We start from the raw sequence: 21,397 nt of genomic DNA, 5'->3' as shown, positions 1-21,397 counted from the left end.
CTGTTCGGGGAGACAGTCAGGAGCGTGGGGATGGGTGTGAAATCATTCGTTGTCGGGCAGCGCTTGAGCCTGCCTGTCGTTGCCCTTATCGGGCTTTCGTCTCTTCTGGCCGGGTGCGGCAAAGAGCCGGTTGCACCGGCCCGCCAGCCACCGGAGGTGACCGTGATGACGGTCGTCTCGCGCGATACGCCGGTCACTTTCGAATTCGTTGCCCAGACCCAGAGCTCACGGGAGGTGGAAATCCGCGCCCGGGTTGCCGGCTTCCTGGACAAGCGCCAGTACACCGAAGGCGATCTGGTGAAAACCGGACAAGTCCTGTTCCAGATGGACCGCAAGCCGTTCGAGGCCGCCCTTGCCTCGGCCCAGGGCCAGATGGCCCAGCAACAGGCGCGCTGGGAAGTGGCCAAGGCCACCCTCGCCCGCGTCCGTCCGCTGGCGGCGCAGAACGCGGTCAGCAAGATGGACCTGGACAATGCCGTCGGCTCCGAGCGCGAAACCAAGGCCGCGGTGCTCGCCGCCGAAGGCCAGGTGCGCACCGCACAGCTGAACCTGAGCTATACCACCATCACCTCGCCGCTCAACGGTTTGTCCAGCGACGCAAAAAAGCAGGAAGGCAGCTACGTCACACCGGGCGAATCGGGCCTGTTGACCTCCGTGTCGCAAATGGACCCGATGTACGTCAACTTCAGCCTTTCGGAAAACGAAACCCTCAAATACCGTGACGAAATCGCCGCCGGACACCTGATCTTCCCGCCACGCAGCGACTTTGTCGTCGAAATCGTCCTGGCGGACGGCACCACCGTTCCGGAACGCGGCAAGGTCAACTTCACCGCACCGTCCTACAGCCAGGACACCGGCACTTTCCTGGTCCGCGCGGTGCTGGCCAACCCCAACGGTCTGCTGCGTCCCGGCCAGTTCGTGCGCGCCTTGGCCAAAGGCGCGACCCGGCCGAACGCGATCCTGGTGCCGCAAAAGGCCGTGCTCGAAGGCGCGAAAAGCCAGTTCGTCTGGGTGATCAACGGCGAAGGCAAACCCGAGCAACGGGTGGTCGAGGTGGGCGAATGGCAAGGTGACAACTGGTTCATCAACAAAGGGCTGAAAGCCGGTGAGCGCATCGTGGTCGATGGCGCACTGCGAGTAGCGCCCGGAGCGCCGCTGAAAATCAACGAGGCGGCCGTCAAGGCGCCGGTCCCCGCCGAATCCGGACAAACCATCAAGGCCGGCCCGACCACGCCGCCAGCCGGTGGGAAAGCGCCATGAGCATTTCCCACTATTGCATCGACCGGCCAATCTTCGCTTCCGTCATCTCCATCGTCATCACCCTGGCCGGCGCGGTAGCCATGCTGTCGCTGCCGGTGGCCCAGTACCCGGACATCACGCCGCCGCAAATCACCGTGGCGGCCACCTACCCCGGCGCCGATGCGCAGGTGGTGGCCAACAACGTCGCGGCGCCGATCGAGCAGCAGGTCAACGGCGCCGACAACATGATCTACATGAACTCGTCGAGCTCGGCGACGGGCAACATGACCCTCAACGTGTTCTTCGAGATCGGTACCGACCCGGCCCTGGCCCAGGTCGACGTGCAGAACCGCGTAAACCTGGCCCTGCCGCAACTGCCCGACGCGGTGCAGAGCCAGGGCATCCAGGTGCAGAAGAAATCCTCGGCTTTCATGATGGTGCTGGCGGTGTATTCCAATGGCGACCGTTATGACAGCACCTACGTCGCCAACTACGCCAATCTCTACGTGCTGGACGCGCTCAAGCGTATCCCAGGCGCCAACCAGGCCAGTATTTTCGGCACACCTGACTACGCAATGCGGATCTGGCTCAAGCCCGACCGCATGGCGCAACTGGGCATCACCGCGGCCGATGTGCAGAAAGCCGTGGCCAACCAGAACCAGCAATTCGCCGTGGGCCGGGTTGGCCAGTCACCGACCGGCTCGCCCGTGGAGCAGTCGTTCGCGGTGACCACCAAGGGTCGCCTGACCGAGCCTTCGGAGTTCGAAAACATCATCCTGCGCGCCAGCAACGAAGGCGCGGCCATCGTGCGGCTCAAGGACGTCGGCCGGGCGGAACTTGGGCAGAAGGACTACTCGCTGCGCAGCACCTACCAGGGCAAACCGGCGACGCTGATTGCGGTGTACCAGCAACCTGGGGCCAACGCCCTGGACGTTTCGGCGGCGGTGACCAAGACCCTCTCGGACATGAAGGCCACCTTCCCCGAGGGCATCGAATACAAGATCGTGATGGACACCACCGCCTTCACCCGCGCGTCGATTTCCGAGGTGATCCACACCTTCTTCGAAGCCCTGGTGCTGGTGGTGATCGTGGTGTTCCTGTTCCTGCAGAGCCTGCGCGCCACGCTGATTCCGGTGATTGCGGTGCCGGTGTCGATTGTCGGCACCTTCATCGGCATGACCGCCCTGGGCTTCTCGGTGAACATGCTGACGCTGTTCGGCATGGTGCTGGCCATCGGTATCGTGGTGGACGACGCGATCGTGGTGATCGAGAACGTCGAGCGCAACATGCACGTGCACAAGATGAACCCCAAGGACGCCGCGAAACGGGCGATGGACGAAGTGGCAGGCCCCGTGGTTGCCATCGTGCTGGTGCTCTGTGCGGTGTTCATTCCGGTGGCGTTCATGGGTGGGATCACCGGCCAACTCTATAAACAGTTCGCCATCACCATCGCCATTTCCGTGGTGATTTCAGGCCTCGTGGCCCTGACCCTGTCCCCCGCCCTCGCCGCCCTGCTGCTCAAGCCGCAGCACGGTGAAAAGAACAGATTCTTCCGCTGGTTCGAACGCAGCTTCGAGCGCATGACCGACGGTTATTCGCGCTCGGTGGCGTTCATGATCAAGCGTTTCGCCCTCGCCTTGCTGGTGTTTGCCGGGATGATCGTGCTGATCGTGCTGATGGGTAATCGCATCCCCAGCGCCTTCCTGCCGCCGGAGGACCAGGGTTACCTGCTGGGCGCGATCATCATGCCCGATGCCGCGAGCCTCGATCGCACCGGCGCGGTGGGCCAGGTGGCCAGTGATTTCTTCCAGAACGACCCGTCGGTGGAAGGCGTGGCCATCGTCAATGGTTACAGCCTGCTGGACGGCCAGAACAAGAACAACGCCGGTGCTTTTTTCGTCGGTTTCAAGGATTTCGAAGGCCGCTACAAGGACTCCGACACCATCGCCGAACAAAGCGCGCCGGCGGTGATCCAGAAAGCCGCCCATGCCTTCTCTACCGTGCAGGAAGGCATCATTCTGCCGGTCAACCCGCCGTCGATTCCGGGCCTGGGCACCACCGGCGGCATGGAGGTCTGGGTGCAGAGCAAGGGCGACGGCAACGTTGACCAGTTGGCCGAGATGGTCGGCACTCTGGTGGCCAAGGCCAAGGAACGTCCGGAACTGGGCGCCGTCACCTCGACCTTCAACGTGCATTCACGGCAGTTGATGGTGGATGTCGACCGGGAAAAGGCTGAGTCCCTGGGTGTACCGGTGGAAGACGTCTACAGCGCGATGCAGACAATGTTCGGCTCGCTGTACGTTTCGCAGTTCAACAAGTTCAGCCGCTTGTGGCAGGTGATCTTGCAGGCCGAACCGGCCTACCGCCTCAAGGCCGAAGATCTTCAACAGATCTACGTGCGCAGCAAGAATCTCGACATGGTGCCGCTCAAAGCCGTGCTGACCACCCGCTACGTCACCGGGCCCGACCTTCTGACCCGTTTCAACAACTTCCCGGCGGTCAAGCTCACCGCCAACGCCGCCCCCGGCTACAGCACCGGTCAGGCACTGGCGGCGCTGGAAGAGATCAGCGCCGAGATCATGACCGACGACTATGCCCTGGCACTCAGCGGCGAAGCGTTCGAGGAGAAAAAGAGCGGTGGCGCGTCCTCCCAGGTGTTCATCTTCGGCCTGGTGATGGTGTTTCTGATCCTCGCGGCGCAGTACGAGAAGTGGTCGCTGCCGGTGGGTGTGCTGATGGCGGTGCCGTTCGCCATCTTCGGCGCCATGCTCGCTGTGTTGATCCGGGGCCTGAGCAATGACGTGTATTTCCAGATCGGCCTGACCATGCTGGTGGCCCTGGCGGCGAAGAACGCGATTCTGATTTTCGAGTTCGCGGTATTGAACCGGGAAGCCGGGATGTCGGCGTACGATGCGGCCATGACTGCCGCGAAGGAGCGTCTGCGGCCAATCGTGATGACGTCGCTGGCGTTCATTCTGGGTTGCGTGCCGTTGGCGATTGCGGTGGGTGCGTCCGAAAACAGCCGGCACTCCATCGGTACCGGCGTAATCGGCGGGATGCTGGCGGCGACGGTGATTGCGGTGTTCTTCATTCCGGTCTTCTACTTCCTGATCGAGCGCATGACCGGCAAGAAGGACGACAAGCAAAAACTGGTAACCCAGACACCTTCTGCGCACATCCCCGACGGGGCGGCGCAAAACAAGCATGAGGGGGATTGAGATGCGCAAGAACTCTTTCCCGCTTTGTCTTTGCCTGGGTTTGAGCCTGACCGGCTGCATGGTCGGCCCGGATTATCAGGCACCGAACATCGACACCCCGGCGGCCTACCGCTACGCGGACAAGGAAGCCAAGGACCTGTCCAATACCCTGTGGTGGGAACAGTTCCAGGACCCGGTGCTCAATGAGCTGATCCGCAGCGCCCTGCTCGAAAACAAGGACATCAAGATTGCCGCAGCCCGGGTCGAGCAGTTCCAGGGGCGCTATGTTGAAACCCGTTCCCTGTTCTTTCCTCAGGTCGGGCTTGATAGCCAGGGTCAGCGCACCCGCTCGCCGCGGGACAACGGCCCGGTTCCGCTGGATTCCTCGGTCGATCCGGTGTTCAACAATTATCAGGCGCTGCTCAGCGTCAATTGGGAGCTGGATATCTGGGGTCGTCTGCGGCGGCTCAATGAATCGGCCCGTGCCGATCTGCTGGCGTCCGAGGAAGGTCGGCGCAGTGTGATTCTGAGCCTGGTGTCGTCGGTGGCGACCAGTTACATCACGCTGCGCGATCTGGACCGCGAGCTGGAAATCGCCCGTACCACGGCCAAGGTTCGGGGTGATTCCTATGGCATCTTCAAGCAGCGCTTCGATGCCGGGGTGATATCGGAAATGGAGCTGGCGCAGAACCTGTCCGAGTATCAGCGCACCCAGGCGTCGGTGGCGCAATTCGAGCCGCTGGTGGCGCAGCAGGAAAACCTGTTGGCGATTCTGCTCGGGCGCAACCCAGGGCCGATCCTGCGCGGACGCAGCCTGGCGCAACTGACGCTGCCGGCGGTGCCTGCGGGATTGCCGTCGGATTTGCTGGAACGCCGGCCGGATCTGCGTCAGGCCGAACTGGATCTGATTTCGGCGAACGCCCAGATCGGCGCGGCCAAGGCCCAGTATTTTCCGACTATCTCCCTGACCGGGATGCTCGGTTCGGTGAGCAATCAGCTTTCGGACCTGTTCACCGGGCCTGCGGCGACTTGGTCTTATGGGGTGGCGGCGAGCATGCCGATCTTCACCGGCGGCGCGATTTCCGGGCAGGTCAAACAGGCCGAAGCTTTCCAGAAACAGGCGCTGCTGACCTATCAGAAAGCCATTCAATCGGCCTTCGGCGATGTGGAAAACGCCCTGGTCGCTTCAAGCAAATCCCGCGAACAAATGGCCTTCCAGGCCGGCCAGGTCGACGCCCTGCGCACCTACGCGCACTTCGCTCGGCTGCGCTACGACAACGGCTACACCAGCTATATCGAAGTGCTCGACGCCGAACGCAGCCTGTTCGACGCCGAAATCAACTACACCCGCACACGTGGGCAGGTGTTTACCTCGATGGTCGATCTGTACAAGGCTACGGGTGGGGGCTGGGTGTCAAAGGCGGATGAGCTGACAGCGTCCGGGTCCTGAAACAGGCCTGTGTCTCCCACAATACCTGTGGGAGCGGGCTTGCCCGCGAAAAGGTCGGCACATCCAACATTGATGCCGGCCCATCTGACACCTTCGCGAGCAAGCCCGCTCCCACAGGGTTTTGCATATTTCGCAGATTTTGCGGTCGGTCTCGGGACCTGTAGGAGCGAGGCTTGCCCGCGAAGAGGCCGGCACATCCAACATTGATGTCGGACCAACTGACGCCTTCGCGGGCAAGCCTCGCTCCTACACATTCGGCAGTTGATGCTTCAGAACTTCTCGGACACATGCCGCAGCGGGTGATCCGCTTCGCGGTAGCCTCCCGGTTTCTGGCGTTTCGGCAGGACGATCTTTTCGCGCTTGACCTCCTTGTAGGGAATGCGGCTCAACAGATCGGTGATGATGTTCAACCGCGCCCTGCGCTTGTCGTTGGAGTTGGCCACCAGCCATGGCCCGTACTCGGTATCGGTGGCCTTGAACATGTCGTCGCGGGCGCGGGAGTAGTCGTACCAGCGGCTGTAGGACTTCAGGTCCATCGGTGACAGTTTCCAGATCTTGCGCCCGTCCTCGATCCGCGCCTCCAGCCGGCGGGTCTGTTCTTCCTCGCTGACCTCCAGCCAGTACTTGAGCAGGATTACCCCCGAATCAACGATCGCCCGCTCAACCGCCGGCACCGTCTTGAGGAATTTCTGCGCCTGTTCCTCGGTACAAAACCCCATCACCCGCTCGACGCCCGCGCGGTTGTACCAGCTGCGATCGAAGATCACGATCTCGCCAGCCGCCGGCAGATGCGGCAGGTAGCGTTGCAGATACATCTGGCTCTTTTCCCGATCAGTCGGCGCAGGCAGTGCCAGCACCCTGAACACCCGCGGGCTCACCCGCTCGGTCAGCGCCTTGATCGTCCCGCCCTTCCCCGCACCGTCGCGACCCTCGAAGATCACGCAGATCTTCACGCCCTCCTGCTTCACCCACTCCTGCAATTTGACCAGCTCGACGTGCAACAGGCGCAACTGAGCCAGGTAGTCCTTGTTGCTCAATTTCGTTTCTTCTACCGGCTTTTTCTTCTTCGCGTCTTTCTTGCCTTTTGCCATGTTCAATACCTCGCGAATACGGACCAATGACAACAATGAAAGGAGGTGGATCCGGCTACAGCGACAGCACGCCGCTGTACAACCCATAGGCCGCCACGCCTGCGCCGACCAGAACACAGGCGAAAATGCCTTTTTCTATGTTCGTGAACAGCGGCTGGCCCTGCTCACGCTTGGCTTTGGCGAACAGGATCACGCCGGGCGCGTAGAGCAACGCCGAAAGCAGCAGGTATTTGACCCCGCCGGCATACAGCAGCCACACCGCATAACCCAGGGCGATGGCGCCGATCAGCAGGTCCTTGGTGCGTTGCGGCGAGCCTTGCTCGTAGGTTTCGCCACGTCCGCTGAGCAGCACCGCATAGGCCGCCGACCACAGGTACGGCACCAGAATCATCGAAGATGCGAGGTAGATCAGGCTGGTATAAGTGCCGGCGGAAAACAGGGTGATCAGCAGAAACAGTTGGATCATGCCATTAGTCAGCCACAACGCATTGACCGGTACGTGGTTGGCATTTTCCCGGGTCAGGAAGGCCGGCATGGTGCGGTCCTTCGCCGTGGCGAAGAGGATTTCAGCGCACAGCAGCGCCCAGGACAACAAGGCGCCGAGCAGCGAAATGGCCAAGCCGATACTGATCAGCAAGGCCCCCCACGGCCCAACGATGTGCTCCAGCACCGCCGCCAGCGACGGGTTCTGCAAGGTGGCAAGTTCCGGCTGGCTCATGATCCCCAGCGACAACAGGTTCACCAGCACCAGCAGTGCCAGCACCCCGAGAAAACCGATCACCGTCGCCCGACCGACGTCGGAGCGTTTTTCCGCCCGGGCCGAGTAGACGCTGGCCCCTTCGATGCCGATGAACACGAACACGGTCACCAGCATCATGTTGCGCACCTGGTCCATCACGCCGCCGAAGCTGGGATTGGCACTACCCCAGATATCACGGGTGAAGATATCGGCCTTGAACGCCACGGCGGCAATCACGATGAACATGATCAGCGGCACGACCTTGGCCACGGTGGTCACCTGATTGATGAATGCCGCTTCCTTGATCCCGCGCATCACCAGAAAGTGCACGGCCCACAGCAGCACCGAGGCGCAGCCGATGGCAATCGGGGTATTGCCCTGGCCAAAGACCGGAAAGAAATAACCGAGGGTGCTGAACAGCAGAACGAAGTAGCCGACGTTGCCCAGCCAGGCACTGATCCAGTAACCCCAGGCAGACGAAAAACCCATGTAATCGCCGAAACCGGCCTTGGCGTAGGCATAGACGCCGGAGTTGAGTTCCGGCTTGCGATTGGCCAGCGTCTGAAACACGAAAGCCAGGGTCAGCATGCCGACGGCCGTGATACCCCAACCAATCAAAATGGCGCCAGCGTCGGCCCGCTCCGCCATGTTTTGCGGCAACGAAAAGATCCCGCCACCAATCATTGAACCGACCACCAGCGCTATCAGCGCACTCAAGCGAAGCTTCTGTGTCGGCTGCGACATACCTGTGTCTCCCTCCACGGTAAGAATGAGTTACAAGGCCATCGAATGCTTGAAATCAAGTTGTTTGGACGATAGCGCATTAATAAATTTGCGCTAATGCCAAGTGGATAGGAGTTATAGCCAATCGAAATTAAAAATCCATTTTAAATTTCGCCCTAGTAACTAAAAGGTACAGGATCCAAAAACGAGAACTATTCTTTACAATAAAAAAAAGTGAACTAATGTCTTAATTCAGCTGTATCCGCCACTTAACAGCAAAGCCTCTGGAAAAGGCTTTTGCGGCCGTTAGCTAATTGATCTGCATATTATTAGGTCACTCACTAACGCCACAGTTGTATGCCATTGATCCAGGTCAGTTGATTGAACAGCGTATGGAAATAGTCTGCATTCTCTCTTCTCGCACAATGGAGTCAACATGTCTGAATCTCCCGGAAAGTTGCGATTGGGTGCATTGGTAGCCCTAGTTGTGGGCTCCATGATCGGCGGCGGGATTTTCTCCTTGCCACAGAACATGGCCGCCAGTGCCGACGTAGGCGCAGTGCTGATCGGTTGGGCCATCACCGCGGTCGGCATGCTGACCCTGGCCTTCGTGTTTCAGACCCTGGCCAACCGCAAGCCTGACCTCGACGGCGGGGTCTATGCCTACGCCAAGGCCGGTTTTGGCGACTACATGGGTTTCTCGTCCGCGTGGGGCTACTGGATCAGTGCCTGGCTGGGCAACGTCGGCTATTTCGTGCTGCTGTTCAGCACCCTGGGTTACTTCTTTCCGATCTTTGGCGAGGGCAATACGGTTGCGGCGATCATCGGCGCATCCGTACTGCTGTGGGCCGTGCACTTGCTAGTGCTGCGCGGGATCAAGGAAGCGGCGTTCATCAACGTGGTGACCACGGTTGCCAAGATCGTACCGCTGGTGCTGTTCGTGCTGATCGCCTTGTTCGCCTTCAAACTGGAGATCTTCACCGCCGACATCTGGGGCGTGAAAAACCCGGACCTGGGCAGCGTGATGAACCAGGTGCGCAACATGATGCTGGTCACCGTGTGGGTGTTCATTGGCATCGAGGGCGCGAGCATTTTCTCGGCGCGGGCAGAGAAGCGCAGTGACGTCGGTCGCGCCACCGTGATCGGGTTCATCACCGTGCTGCTGTTCCTGGTACTGGTGAACGTGCTGTCGCTGGGCATCATGACCCAGCCGGAACTGGCAAAACTGCAGAACCCGTCGATGGCTGCGGTGCTCAAGCACGTGGTGGGCGACTGGGGTGCGATCCTGATCAGCGTCGGCCTGATCATCTCCCTGCTCGGTGCCCTGCTGTCGTGGGTCCTGCTCTGTGCGGAGATCATGTTCGCCGCCGCCAAGGACCACACCATGCCGGCGTTCCTGCGCAAGGAAAACGCCAACAATGTGCCGGTCAACGCCCTGTGGCTGACCAACGCGATGGTGCAGCTGTTTCTGATCATCACGCTGTTTTCCGCCAGTACCTACCTGTCGCTGATCTACCTCGCCACCTCGATGATCCTGGTGCCTTACCTGTGGTCGGCGGCCTACGCATTTCTTCTCGCGGTACGCGGTGAAAGCTACGAAAACGCCGCCCCGGAGCGCAGCAAGGACCTGTTCATCGGCGCCATCGCGCTGCTGTACGCGATCTGGCTGATCTATGCCGGCGGCATGAAATACCTGCTGCTGTCCGCCCTGCTCTATGCCCCCGGCGCGATCCTGTTCGCCAAGGCCAAGCTGGAACTCAAACAACCGGTATTCACCCACGTCGAGAAGCTGATTTTCGCCGCAGTGGTCATAGGCGCCCTGGTGGCGGCCTACGGTCTCTACGACGGCTTCCTGACCTTGTAACGACTGCTTTTTTATCTGGAGGATCACAGAAATGACCACGGAAAAAGTCAAGTACGGCGTTCATTCCGAAGCCGGAAAACTGCGCAAAGTCATGGTTTGCTCCCCAGGCTTGGCCCATCAGCGGCTGACCCCGAACAACTGTGACGAACTGCTGTTCGACGATGTGCTGTGGGTGGCCCAGGCCAAACGCGACCACTTCGATTTCGTCACCAAAATGCGCGAACGCGGGATCGATGTGCTGGAAATGCACAACCTGCTGACCGACATCGTCGCCATCCCTGAAGCACTGGACTGGATCCTGTCGCGCAAAATCACCCCCGATACCGTCGGTGTCGGCTTGATCAACGAAGTCGATTCCTGGCTGCGTAGCCTGGAGCCGCGCCACATCGCCGAGTTCCTGATCGGCGGCGTCTCGGGCGATGACCTGCCGGACTCGTTCGGCGGCAAGGCGATCCAGATGTTCCGCGACTTCCTCGGCAACTCCAGCTTCCTGTTGCCACCGTTGCCGAACACCCAGTTCACCCGCGACACCACCTGCTGGATCTACGGCGGTGTGACCCTCAACCCGATGTACTGGCCGGCGCGCCGCCAGGAAACCCTGCTGACCACTGCCATCTACAAATTCCACCCGCAATTCACCAATGCCGACTTCCAGATCTGGTACGGCGATCCGGACAAGGATCACGGCGCTTCCACCCTCGAAGGCGGCGACGTGATGCCGATCGGTAATGGCGTCGTCCTGATCGGCATGGGCGAACGCTCATCCCGCCAGGCCATCGGCCAGTTGGCGATCAACCTGTTCAAGAACAAGGCCGTGGAAAAAGTCGTCGTTGCCGGGCTGCCCAAGTCCCGTGCGGCGATGCACCTGGACACCGTGTTCAGCTTCTGCGACCGCGACCTGGTGACGATCTTCCCCGAAGTGGTGAACCAGATCGTTGCCTTCACCCTGACTCCCGACGAAAGCAAACCAGGTGGCATCGACATCCGTCGGGAAAAGACCAACTTCCTCGATACCGTCGCCGCGGCCCTCAAACTCAAGACTCTGCGCGTGGTGCAAACCGGCGGCAACTCCTTCGCCGCCGAACGCGAACAGTGGGACGACGGCAACAACGTGGTAGCGGTGGAACCCGGCGTGGTCATCGGCTACGACCGCAACACCTACACCAACACCCTGCTGCGCAAGGCCGGCGTGGAAGTCATCACCATCAGCGCCGGCGAACTGGGACGCGGGCGTGGCGGCGGCCACTGCATGACCTGCCCGATTGTCCGCGATCCGATCGACTATTAATTTCAGGGAGACCCACCATGGCTTTCAATATCCATAACCGCAATCTGCTGAGCCTGGAACATCACACCACTCGCGAATTGCGCTACCTGCTCGACCTGTCCCGCGACCTCAAACGCGCGAAATACACCGGTACCGAGCAGCAGCATTTGAAAGGCAACAACATCGCGCTGATCTTCGAAAAGACCTCGACCCGCACCCGTTGCGCCTTCGAAGTCGCCGCCTATGACCAGGGCGCCAACGTCACCTACATCGACCCCAACTCCTCGCAGATCGGTCACAAGGAAAGCATGAAGGACACCGCCCGGGTGCTCGGGCGCATGTACGACGCGATCGAGTATCGCGGCTTCAAGCAGGAAATCGTCGAGGAACTGGCCAAGTTCGCCGGCGTGCCGGTGTTCAACGGCCTGACCGATGAATATCACCCGACGCAAATGATCGCCGACGTGCTGACCATGCGCGAACACTCCGACAAGCCGCTGCACGACATCAGCTACGCCTACCTTGGCGATGCACGCAACAACATGGGCAACTCGCTGTTGCTGATCGGCGCCAAGCTCGGCATGGACGTGCGCATCTGCGCGCCGAAAGCGCTGTGGCCGACCGACGATCTGGTGGAACGTTGCAACAAATACGCTGAAGAAAGTGGTGCCCGCATCACGCTCACCGAAGATCCGAAGGCCGCGGTCAAGGGCGTGGACTTCATTCACACCGACGTCTGGGTCTCGATGGGCGAACCGGTGGAAGCCTGGGCCGAGCGTATCCAGCAACTGCTGCCTTACCAGGTTAACGCCGACCTGATGAAAGCCACCGGCAACCCGCGCACCAAGTTCATGCACTGCCTGCCGGCCTTCCACAACAGCGACACCAAGGTCGGCAAGCAGATTGCCGAGCAATATCCACACCTGAAGAACGGCATCGAAGTGACCGATGACGTGTTCGAGTCGCCAGCCTGTATCGCCTTCGAGCAAGCGGAAAACCGCATGCACACCATCAAGGCGATTTTGGTGTCGACTTTGGCTGACCTCTAACAAACGGACCCGCTCCCACAAGGGACCGAGCAGACCGCTTACTTCTCTTTCTGGAAGGACTGCACCATGCGTATCGTCGTTGCTCTGGGCGGTAACGCCCTGCTTCGCCGGGGTGAACCGATGACCGCTGACAATCAGCGCGCCAACATCCGGATCGCCACCGAACAGATCGCCAAGATCCATCCCGGCAACCAACTGGTCATCGCCCACGGCAATGGCCCTCAAGTGGGCCTGCTGTCGCTGCAGGCGGCGGCCTACACCTCTGTGACTCCCTACCCGCTGGACGTGCTCGGTGCCGAAACCGAAGGCATGATCGGCTACATCATCGAACAGGAACTGGGCAACCTGCTGGCCTTCGAGGTGCCTTTCGCCACCCTCTTGACCCAGGTCGAAGTCGACGCCAACGACCCGGCCTTCAAGAACCCGACCAAACCCATCGGCCCGGTCTACACCAAGGACGAAGCCGAAAAACTGGCCGCCGAAAAAGGTTGGGCCATCGCCCCTGACGGCGACAAGTTCCGCCGCGTGGTCGCCAGCCCCAAACCCAAGCGCATTTTCGAGATCCGCCCGATCAAGTGGCTGCTGGACAAGGGCAGCATCGTGATCTGCGCGGGCGGCGGCGGCATTCCGACCATGTATGACGAAAACCGCAAGCTGCAAGGCATCGAGGCGGTGATCGACAAGGACCTGTGTTCGGCGCTGCTGGCCGAACAACTTGAAGCTGACTTGCTGGTGATCGCCACCGACGTTAATGCGGCCTTCATCGACTACGGCAAGCCGACCCAGAAAGCCATCGGCCAGGCGCATCCTGATGAACTCGAGCGCCTGGGATTCGCCGCTGGCTCCATGGGCCCCAAAGTTCAGGCAGCCTGCGAATTCGCCCGCCATACTGGAAAGGTCGCCGTGATCGGTTCGCTCTCGGATATCGAGGCGATCGTTCAAGGCAAGGCCGGGACCCGTGTGAGCACCGCCGCACCGGGGATCAGCTATCGCTAACACCAAGTTCCGGGCAGGCTGATCCCCTGCCCCGGACAAAGGTTTCCAAAAGGGGATAAGAAAATGGCCATGTTCGAGCCAGGTCATCTGCACATCGAGCGCCATGCGCTGAACGACAACGATGTCAGCTACAACATTCACCTCGATTACGAAGTCAGCAGCGATCCCAAGCTAGGCAAGGGCATGCTGTTCACCATGCACGGCAGCATCCAGGGCAAGGAAATCAAGGAGACGTTCTTTCTGCCCAAGGAGGAGGCCTACAACTTCGCCCGAAACGTGACGCAAATCGCCGAGAAATACGGCATTCCCAAGTCCATGAGCAGCATCGGCTCAATGCACAAGCACTATGACCTCATGTTCGAAGATGTACGGGTGCAGCTGAATATGAAGTCCGGAGATACGGTCAATCCCGAACACTTCGAGTGACCTGCAGGCGCTTCAAACGGATTCGTTCTGTCACACCATTGAATGGAAAAACAGGCTTATGAAATCTATCCGCTCTCTTGCTTCTGCCGTCGCCCTCGCCTCCCTCTTTTCAACCGCCAGCCTGACGGCTCATGCCGCCGATATTCCGCTGGGCAGCCGCGCCATTGAAGGCCACATTGTGTCGAAGGTCCTGGCCGTCGATCCGGCGAACTACCAGGTCACCATCGAAGGTCCGGACCAGCAACCGGTGCCCCTGCAGCTCACTGACCAGGCGAAAAACCTGAACAATCTGAAGGTCGGCGATACCGTCGATATCCAGGTGATCCGCTCGGTCGCTTATGTGCTGGACACCACCGTCGGTGGCGCCCCCAGCATGAGCAACGAGGCGATGACCGTCCGTGCGACCAAGGATAATCCCAACCCCGGCGGTGAAGCCGTGCGCCAGGTCAAGGTCACCTCGAAAATCACCAAGATCGACCTGAAAACCCACGAGGTGACCCTGATGCCTCCGGAAGGGAAACTGCGGGTGGTGAAGGTCGAGGATCCCGACCTGCAAGCGCGCATGAAGAACCTCAAGGAAGGTCAGACGGTCGACGCCGTTTATACCGAAGTGCTGAAGGTCCAGACCTCGCGCTAATCGCGCGGCACTGAACGAAAGGACCCCGGGCTCGATATGACAGACTTGTTCAACGCTATCGGGCTCGGGTTGCTGGCACTCCTGCCGTTGACCAACCCGCCGACGACCGTGGCGCTGTTCCTTGCCCTGAGCAAGGGACTGAGCCAAAAGGAAAAGGACACCCAGGCTTTTCTGACGTCGTTCTATGTATTTTTGATCATGGCGGTCACCTACTACATCGGTGCCTTCGTCATGGACGCGTTCAACATTTCCATCCCGGGCCTGCGCATCGCCGGCGGCGGGATTCTGGTGATCATGGGCTTGAAGATGCTGTTTCCGCCACCACCCCAGCCCGTCGTTGTCGGGGCCAGCACCGCGGAGCAGCCAACCTTCGCCTTCATCCCGCTGGCCATGCCCAGTACCGCCGGACCCGGCACCATCGCGATGATCATCAGCGCCGCCGCCACCATCAAGAACAACACCCTGTTCCCGCCGTGGGTGCTGCTGGTCGCCCCGCCGCTGATCTTCATGCTGACCGCGCTGATCCTCTGGATCTGCCTGCGCTGCTCGGGATTCATCATGCGGATCATGGGCCAATCGGGCATTGAAGCCATCTCGCGGCTGATGGGTTTTCTGCTGGTGTGCATGGGCGCTCAGTTCGCGATCAACGGCTCGGTGGAGGTCCTGCAAACCCTGATCGACCACAACGCTCATCTGTTGCGAGCGCAGTGAATCCGCTGCTCTGCGGCGGGATGAATGGCCGGTGTTTGCCCGGCAAAGACATCGAAAATCAGCTGTACTGAAATTCCCGAACAGGAAGACGTACCTGTAGCAGCCACATGGAGAGCATGATGCGCATTCCATTGTTTTACGCGGTGTCGGTCGTACTGTTGATCAATGGCTCCGCTTGCCTGGCGCAGACGGTGCAGGCCACGGCGACTGCCGGCACGGGCAACAGCACGGCGACGGCGACCGCCGGAAATGGGACTGCCACGGCCACGGCGGGTGATGCCAGCGCCACGGCCACCACCGCCGATGCCGCGCCCGCTGCAGACGTGACAAAGGATCCGGTGTTCAATCAGGAACAACTGGATCAGATGGTGGCGCCGATCGCGCTGTATCCGGACCCGTTGCTGGCCCAGGTACTGATGGCCAGCACCTACCCCGGGCAAATCGCCGAGGCCGTGACCTGGTCCAAGGCCAATCCGAAAGCCAAGGGCGACGATGCAGTCAAACAGGTGGCCAACCAGCCCTGGGACCCGAGCGTGCAGGCGCTGGTCGCCTTCCCGCAGGTGCTGGCGACCCTGGGGCAGGATCCGGTCTGGGTGCAGCGGTTGGGGGATGCGTTTCTCGCGCAACCTGATGATGTAATGGGCGCTGTGCAGCGCTTGCGGCATCAGGCCCAGGCCGCCGGGAACCTGCAAAGCAACCAGTATCAGAATGTCACGGTGCAGAACATCACGCCGGCAGCGGCGCCCGCTCCCGCACCGGAGTCGTCCTCGTCGTCTTCAGCACCGGCCCCTGCTCCGGCCAGTTCGTCCACGATCATCATCCAGCCCGCCGATCCGCAGGTGGTGTACGTGCCGACCTATAACCCGACCACCACTTACGGCACCTGGGCTTATCCGGCTTCACCGCCTGTCTATTACCCGCCACCGCCCGCCTATTACCCGGGCCAGGCATTGGTGGCCGGATTGGCGTTCGGTACCGGTGTGGCGATCGTCGCTTCGCTCTGGGGCGATTGTGACTGGGGCAACAACGACATCGACGTGGACGTGAACCGCTACAACAACATCAACCGCAACAACCAGATCACCAACAACCAGAACAAGTGGCAGCACAACGCCGTCAATCGCCAAGGCGTGCCCTATCGCGACCAGCGCAGCCGCGAGCAATACGGTCGCCAACTCAACGGTGCCACTCAGCGCGAAGCCTTTCGCGGCGACAATGCCCAACGCGCCCAGGCCCGTGAAAATGCCCGCAGCGCCATGGACCGAAGCGGCATCGAGAGACCGGCTACCAGTAACCGGCAGGCCCGTGATCAGGCGCGTCAGGCACAGTCGGGCATGGCGGCCGGCAATCGCATGCAAAGCGGTGCGGACAGGCCTCGCGCCGCGGACAGGGGCCAAGGCGTGGACCGCAACCAGCTTGCCACTCGCGAAAACCAGCAACCCAGAAGGCAGGACGCTCAGGTGAACCAGCGCCGGCAGGATTCGACCTTTTCTCGGCAGAACGCGCAAAAGCGCCCGGCCGCCAGTCCCGGCAGTGCTCGCAACAACGCATTCGCCGGTGCGCGCTCACCTTCTCAATCCAATGCGCAGGCCCTGCGGGGTCGGGCCAGCCAGGCATCCGCCCAGCGCCCAAGCTCGATGCGGTCTTCCGGTCACCAGATCAGCAGACCGTCCAGCCCGATGCGTTCGAGGGGGGGCCGCCGGTGAACAATCCAAGTCGAGTCAAAGTGTTCATGGGCCTCCTGGCACCTGTCCTGGCGATCACCGCGAGTCTTTTGTGGTCGGGGGTTGTAGCGGCGCAGGAGGCGTTTTCCACGCCGGAAAAGGCTGCAGAGGAGTTCGTCAAGGCGCTGGGGACCGAGCATGCTGATCAGGCGCGGCTGACCGAGCTTCTGGGCGAGGACTGGCGCAGCGTGATTCCCCGTGAAGGTGTGCAGCGCGAGGATGTCGATGCGTTTCTCAAGCAGTATCACGAGCAGCATCAGATCCAGAAGCCCAATGATCGCAAGGCCATTCTGGCGGTCGGCCCGGATCACTGGACCATGCCCATCCCCATGGTCAAGGACAAGAACGGCTGGCGCTTCGACATGAAGGCCGGTGCCGTTGAAATCCGTGCTCGCCGGATTGGCCGCAACGAGCTGTCCACGGTGCAGTCGGTGCTGACTTATCACGATGCGCAGATGGACTATGCCTCGCAGGATCGTGATGGTGACGGTGCGTTGGAATACGCGCAGAAGATTTTCAGCACCCCTGGTGAACACGACGGGCTGTATTGGGCGGACGACGACAGCGGCCAGATCAGCCCCCTTGGCCCGCTGTTCGGCAACGCCTCGACCCTGGAGGACTGGCACGGTTATCACTTCCGCATCCTCAAGGGCCAGGGCCCGTCAGCCCCGGGCGGCGCCTACAGCTACCTGATCGGCGACAAAATGAGCCGCGGCTTTGCCCTGATCGCCTGGCCGGCGAAGTACGACGACACCGGGGTCATGAGCTTCATGATCAGCCATGACGGGCAGGTGTTCGAAAAAGACCTGGGGCCCAACAGTGAAAAACTGGCGCTGGCGATGAAATTGTTCGATCCGGATGACAGCTGGACGGAAGTGCCTACCGATCAAAACCAGAATTGATGGATGCCACAGGATTTTATGATTGTTCATTGACCCTGTGGGAGCGGGCTTGCCCGCGATGGCGGTGGGTCAGCAACATGAATGCTGGCTGAAAGGGCCTCATCGCGGGCAAGCCCGCTCCCACGGTAATTGGTGCGGTCCGCAGGTTTTGTGGTGTCGCTTATAGCAACGGGCTGGCCAACAGATCTTCCAGACTCATCGGCTTGGCGAAGTAGTAACCCTGGGCCTGTCCCGCGCCCATTTCCCGCAGCAGGTCCAGGGTCAGTTCGTTCTCTACGCCTTCGGCCACCACGCTCAAATCCAACGACTCGGCCATGCGCACGATGGCTCGCACGATGGCGCGACTGCGAGGACTGCTGGTGAGTTCGAGGATGAACGACTTGTCGATCTTCAAGCCGCTGAACCGGTACTGGTGCACATAACTCAGGGACGAGAACCCGGCGCCGAAGTCGTCGAGCACCACCGACATGCCGTTATCGGCCAATTGCTGCATGGTCAAGCGGGCGATGGCCGGTTCGGCCACCAGTGCGCCTTCGGTCAACTCCAGGCAGATGCGTGAAGGCTCGACGCCGTGTCGCGCCAGCAGCGCCAGCACTTCGCCGGCAAATTCCGGGCGGGCCATGCTGTAGCTGGAGCAATTGACGTGCACCGCCGGCCAGTTGGCGTGCTCGGGCTGGGCGAGGATCACCGCGATGCGGGTGAGCATGTACAGGTCCAGTCGACCGATCAGGCGCAGGCCCTCGACGTCCGGCAGAAACTCGCCCGGCGCGATCACCCGGCCGCCCGGCTGGTGCCAGCGAATCAGGGCTTCAAGCGCCACCAGTTGACCGGTTTCCAGACTGACGATCGGCTGGAAGTACGGCAGCAATTCATCGGTGCGCTTGAGCGCATTGCGCAACGCCCCTTCCCGCTCGACCTGATCGGACACCTCACGCCGCACTTCCTGGTTGAACATCGCGTAACTGTCGCGCCCGGCACTCTTGACCCGGTACATCGCCGCATCGGCGTCGCGCAGCAAGTCGGCCGGTTCGTTATGGAACTGACTGTCGGCACTGACAATGCCGATGCTGCAGGAAGAAAAAACCTGATGGCCATTGATGAAAAACGGCAGGTCGAACGCCGCGAGGATCCGCTCGCCGATTTCGATCAGCGTCTCCAGCGAGGCCTCCGGCGCCAGCACCGAGAACTCATCGCCCCCCAGTCGCGCGAGCATGTCTGTTTCCCGCAGGCAACTGCGCAGCCGGTGAGCGACATGCATCAGCAACAGGTCGCCAAAATGGTGGCCGAAGCTGTCGTTGACCATCTTGAAACGGTCCAGGTCGATGAACATCACCGCCAGTTGCCCGCCCTCGCTTTCGAACCGCGTCCAGGCCAGATTGAGGCGCTGTTGCAGGTAGGTGCGGTTGGCCAGCCCGGTCAGGGCATCGTGGGAGTTTTCATGCTGCAACTTGGCGTTGGCGTGGTCGAGCTCACGGGTGCGGTTCTGCACCCGGGCTTCGAGCTTGAGATTGGCGGCATGAATCGCTTCGGCGGCGGTGCGGCGCGACAACGCCGTATCGATGTGCCGCGACACGAACGTCAGCAGTTCCTGATCGCGCTGGCTGTAGCTGACCTGCGCGGTATAGCTCTGCACCGCCAGCACGCCGCGCACCATGTCGCCATCGAACAAGGGGATGCCGAGCCAGGAGTGGGAGCGGAATGCCTCGTCGATTTCGATTTCCCCCTGGTCGGACAGGCGACCCGCCTCGTCGAAGTCGATCAGGCAGGGTCGACGCTGGCGGATCACGTACTCGGTCAGGCCCCGGCGCCCACGCCGCGCCGCAGGGCGCACGGTCTGACGCTCGTCGACGTAATAGGGAAAGGTCACTTCGGTGGTCGAGTCGTCGAACATCGCAATGTAGAAGTTCTGCGCGAACAGCAGATCACCGACGATGCCGTGCAGGGTCTGGAAGAACTCAGCCATGTCACCCGGCTGGCTCGACAGCTCGGCAATCTGGAACAGTGCGTTTTGCAGATGTTCGGCGCGCTCGCGTTCGGCCACTTCCTGGCGCAGCGCGTCGTTGACTGCCGACAGTTCAAGGGTACGGCGCATTACGGTCTGTTCGAGGTCCTCGCGGTGCAGAATCCGGTCCAGGGCCATGGCGACGTGGCGCGAGACCACCAAAAACAGCGCACGATCTTCGGCGCTGTAGGTGCGCGAAACCTCGTACACCTGCATGGCGAGCATGCCGAACACTTCGTCCGAGGCGTTTTTCAGCGGTGCGCCCATCCAGAATTCGGGACGGTCGCCCACGCAATAGAAACGGCCTTCGGCCTGCGCCTGGAGAATGCCGGCGGAGTCGATCAGCAACGGCTGGCCGGACGTCAGCACCTGACCGGTCAGGGACAGGCGATTGGGGTCCAGGTATTCGTAGTTCGAGGATTCCAGGGCATCGACGTCGATTTTGTCGACGTAGTACGGATAGTCGATTTTGTGGGTGTGCGGATCGTAGAGCGCCAGGTAGAAGTTCTCGGCATCGATCAGGCTGGCCAGCAGCTGGTGCACGCCGACCAGAAATACCGAACGGTCCCGGGTCGAGCTGGCCAGATAGGTGATTTCATAGAGCACGCGCTGAGTGATCTGCGCGCGGGCCAGGGTGTTGGTCTGCACCTGAATGCCCAGGCGCTGGGCAAATTCGGCGAGCGCGGGCTCCGCGGCGTCATCGACGGGTGCGAGCAGCCAGCCGAGCACGCTTTCGCCCTTGCCGGTCGGCCAGCGCTGCAGGCGCCGGGTTCGGCAAAAAGCGTCGAATTCTTCATTGGAAATACTCGCGGGCCACTGTCCCCGTGGATCGCCCTGCCCGACCAGATACATTTGCTCACCGGCACGGTAAACGGCCCAAGCCGTGGTATGGGGCCAGTTTCGCGCTGAGTCGAGCAGTTTTTCGATCTTGTCGTCGTTGCCGGCGTACGCCACCGCGGCAGTCTCCGAATTCCCTATCAGTTGAGAGGCGACCAGGTCGTCGCCGCTCGATTGCCGTGGCGAGCCGGTCAATTGACGAAAACTCATCAGCGCTCCATGAGCCAGAAACTGGCGATACTCTTTTACTGATTGTTAGCGATATGCCGGTGTCCTTTTCCTTTATAGCTTATGACAGTTTTTTTCAATCATTTTGTTTCCGCGACATCCGTTCACTGTAGGAGCCGAGCTTGCTCGCGATGGAGGCTGGGACGCCGCGGGGTGTCTGGTTTCCCGCGTAATCGTTGACGACCATCGCGAGCAAGCTCGGCTCCTACAGGAATAGACCTGTGGGAGCGAGGCTTGTCCGCGATGGACGACAGGACACCGTGGGGTGTCAGGCTGCCAGCGTTCTTGTTTGCGACCAACTGTAGGAACCGAGCT

General features: G+C 61.0%; 15 protein-coding genes. 12 read left to right on the top strand and 3 right to left on the bottom strand.

Annotated elements, in window-relative coordinates:
• Positions 1-30: 30 nt before the first annotated feature.
• Genes ACW9JE_RS14665 through ACW9JE_RS14655 form a run of 3 tightly spaced genes read left to right on the top strand, consistent with a single transcriptional unit; the run spans position 31 to position 5,886 of the window.
• Positions 31-1,260, top strand: coding sequence for an efflux RND transporter periplasmic adaptor subunit (locus tag ACW9JE_RS14665; protein WP_457433137.1), 1,230 nt, complete (start codon positions 31-33; stop codon positions 1,258-1,260).
• Positions 1,257-4,457: an efflux RND transporter permease subunit gene (locus tag ACW9JE_RS14660; protein ID WP_457433136.1), complete on the top strand. Its 3,201-nt coding sequence runs from the start codon at positions 1,257-1,259 to the stop codon at positions 4,455-4,457. Before ACW9JE_RS14665 ends, ACW9JE_RS14660 begins: the two co-directional genes overlap by 4 nt.
• 1 nt (position 4,458) lies before the next feature.
• The gene (locus tag ACW9JE_RS14655) at positions 4,459-5,886 is read left to right on the top strand and encodes an efflux transporter outer membrane subunit (RefSeq protein ID WP_457433135.1); all 1,428 of its coding nucleotides are present in this window, start codon (positions 4,459-4,461) and stop codon (positions 5,884-5,886) included.
• 269 nt (positions 5,887-6,155) lie between these two features.
• Here ACW9JE_RS14655 and ppk2 read toward each other — a convergent pair whose 3' ends face one another.
• Complete coding sequence (gene ppk2 / locus ACW9JE_RS14650; protein WP_457433134.1) at positions 6,156-6,977, bottom strand: polyphosphate kinase 2; 822 nt, start codon at positions 6,975-6,977, stop codon at positions 6,156-6,158.
• A gap of 55 nt (positions 6,978-7,032) precedes the next feature.
• Positions 7,033-8,460, bottom strand: coding sequence for an arginine-ornithine antiporter (gene arcD / locus ACW9JE_RS14645; protein WP_457433133.1), 1,428 nt, complete (start codon positions 8,458-8,460; stop codon positions 7,033-7,035).
• A gap of 415 nt (positions 8,461-8,875) precedes the next feature.
• On the opposite strand from arcD (ACW9JE_RS14645), the gene arcD (ACW9JE_RS14640) reads away from it, so the two are divergent.
• From arcD (ACW9JE_RS14640) to ACW9JE_RS14600, 9 genes are all read left to right on the top strand, one after another.
• On the top strand, positions 8,876-10,303 hold the full coding sequence (arcD, locus tag ACW9JE_RS14640; protein ID WP_457433132.1) for an arginine-ornithine antiporter: 1,428 nt from the start codon (positions 8,876-8,878) through the stop codon (positions 10,301-10,303).
• Positions 10,304-10,334: 31 nt separating this feature from the next.
• Entirely contained in the window at positions 10,335-11,591 is a 1,257-nt protein-coding gene (gene arcA, locus ACW9JE_RS14635; RefSeq protein ID WP_224533770.1) for an arginine deiminase, read from the top strand.
• Between the two features lie 17 nt (positions 11,592-11,608).
• Positions 11,609-12,619 (top strand): ornithine carbamoyltransferase, encoded by a 1,011-nt coding sequence (locus ACW9JE_RS14630; RefSeq protein WP_224533769.1) that lies wholly within the window; start codon positions 11,609-11,611, stop codon positions 12,617-12,619.
• Positions 12,620-12,685: 66 nt separating this feature from the next.
• Positions 12,686-13,615 (top strand): carbamate kinase, encoded by a 930-nt coding sequence (arcC, locus tag ACW9JE_RS14625; protein WP_457433131.1) that lies wholly within the window; start codon positions 12,686-12,688, stop codon positions 13,613-13,615.
• 63 nt (positions 13,616-13,678) lie between these two features.
• Positions 13,679-14,041, top strand: a complete 363-nt coding sequence (locus tag ACW9JE_RS14620; protein WP_224533767.1) for a DUF5064 family protein — start codon at positions 13,679-13,681, stop codon at positions 14,039-14,041.
• A 58-nt stretch (positions 14,042-14,099) separates the two neighbouring features.
• Entirely contained in the window at positions 14,100-14,678 is a 579-nt protein-coding gene (locus tag ACW9JE_RS14615) for a hypothetical protein (protein WP_224533766.1), read from the top strand.
• A 36-nt stretch (positions 14,679-14,714) separates the two neighbouring features.
• On the top strand, positions 14,715-15,389 hold the full coding sequence (locus ACW9JE_RS14610; protein ID WP_457433130.1) for a MarC family NAAT transporter: 675 nt from the start codon (positions 14,715-14,717) through the stop codon (positions 15,387-15,389).
• Positions 15,390-15,508: 119 nt separating this feature from the next.
• Positions 15,509-17,095 carry a DUF3300 domain-containing protein gene (locus ACW9JE_RS14605; protein ID WP_457433128.1) on the top strand — a complete coding sequence of 529 codons (1,587 nt, stop codon included), beginning with the start codon at positions 15,509-15,511 and terminating at the stop codon, positions 17,093-17,095.
• A gap of 26 nt (positions 17,096-17,121) precedes the next feature.
• Positions 17,122-18,015, top strand: coding sequence for a DUF2950 domain-containing protein (locus tag ACW9JE_RS14600; RefSeq protein WP_224533819.1), 894 nt, complete (start codon positions 17,122-17,124; stop codon positions 18,013-18,015).
• A 160-nt stretch (positions 18,016-18,175) separates the two neighbouring features.
• Here ACW9JE_RS14600 and ACW9JE_RS14595 read toward each other — a convergent pair whose 3' ends face one another.
• Positions 18,176-21,064 (bottom strand): sensor domain-containing phosphodiesterase, encoded by a 2,889-nt coding sequence (locus ACW9JE_RS14595; protein ID WP_457433127.1) that lies wholly within the window; start codon positions 21,062-21,064, stop codon positions 18,176-18,178.
• Positions 21,065-21,397: the final 333 nt, after the last annotated feature.

The sequence above is a fragment of the Pseudomonas sp. SDO55104_S430 genome (genome assembly GCF_054070595.1).
The sequence above is the reverse complement of the archived record's forward strand: the minus strand, read 5'-3'. Positions and strand labels throughout refer to the sequence as shown.

Coding starts and splice junctions, on each gene's coding strand:
- ACW9JE_RS14665 (WP_457433137.1), top strand. CDS start 31: ATGGGTGTGAAATCATTCGTTGTCGGGCAGCGCTTGAGCCTGCCTGTC.
- ACW9JE_RS14660 (WP_457433136.1), top strand. CDS start 1,257: ATGAGCATTTCCCACTATTGCATCGACCGGCCAATCTTCGCTTCCGTC.
- ACW9JE_RS14655 (WP_457433135.1), top strand. CDS start 4,459: ATGCGCAAGAACTCTTTCCCGCTTTGTCTTTGCCTGGGTTTGAGCCTG.
- ppk2 (WP_457433134.1), bottom strand. CDS start 6,977: ATGGCAAAAGGCAAGAAAGACGCGAAGAAGAAAAAGCCGGTAGAAGAA.
- arcD (WP_457433133.1), bottom strand. CDS start 8,460: ATGTCGCAGCCGACACAGAAGCTTCGCTTGAGTGCGCTGATAGCGCTG.
- arcD (WP_457433132.1), top strand. CDS start 8,876: ATGTCTGAATCTCCCGGAAAGTTGCGATTGGGTGCATTGGTAGCCCTA.
- arcA (WP_224533770.1), top strand. CDS start 10,335: ATGACCACGGAAAAAGTCAAGTACGGCGTTCATTCCGAAGCCGGAAAA.
- ACW9JE_RS14630 (WP_224533769.1), top strand. CDS start 11,609: ATGGCTTTCAATATCCATAACCGCAATCTGCTGAGCCTGGAACATCAC.
- arcC (WP_457433131.1), top strand. CDS start 12,686: ATGCGTATCGTCGTTGCTCTGGGCGGTAACGCCCTGCTTCGCCGGGGT.
- ACW9JE_RS14620 (WP_224533767.1), top strand. CDS start 13,679: ATGGCCATGTTCGAGCCAGGTCATCTGCACATCGAGCGCCATGCGCTG.
- ACW9JE_RS14615 (WP_224533766.1), top strand. CDS start 14,100: ATGAAATCTATCCGCTCTCTTGCTTCTGCCGTCGCCCTCGCCTCCCTC.
- ACW9JE_RS14610 (WP_457433130.1), top strand. CDS start 14,715: ATGACAGACTTGTTCAACGCTATCGGGCTCGGGTTGCTGGCACTCCTG.
- ACW9JE_RS14605 (WP_457433128.1), top strand. CDS start 15,509: ATGCGCATTCCATTGTTTTACGCGGTGTCGGTCGTACTGTTGATCAAT.
- ACW9JE_RS14600 (WP_224533819.1), top strand. CDS start 17,122: ATGGGCCTCCTGGCACCTGTCCTGGCGATCACCGCGAGTCTTTTGTGG.
- ACW9JE_RS14595 (WP_457433127.1), bottom strand. CDS start 21,064: ATGAGTTTTCGTCAATTGACCGGCTCGCCACGGCAATCGAGCGGCGAC.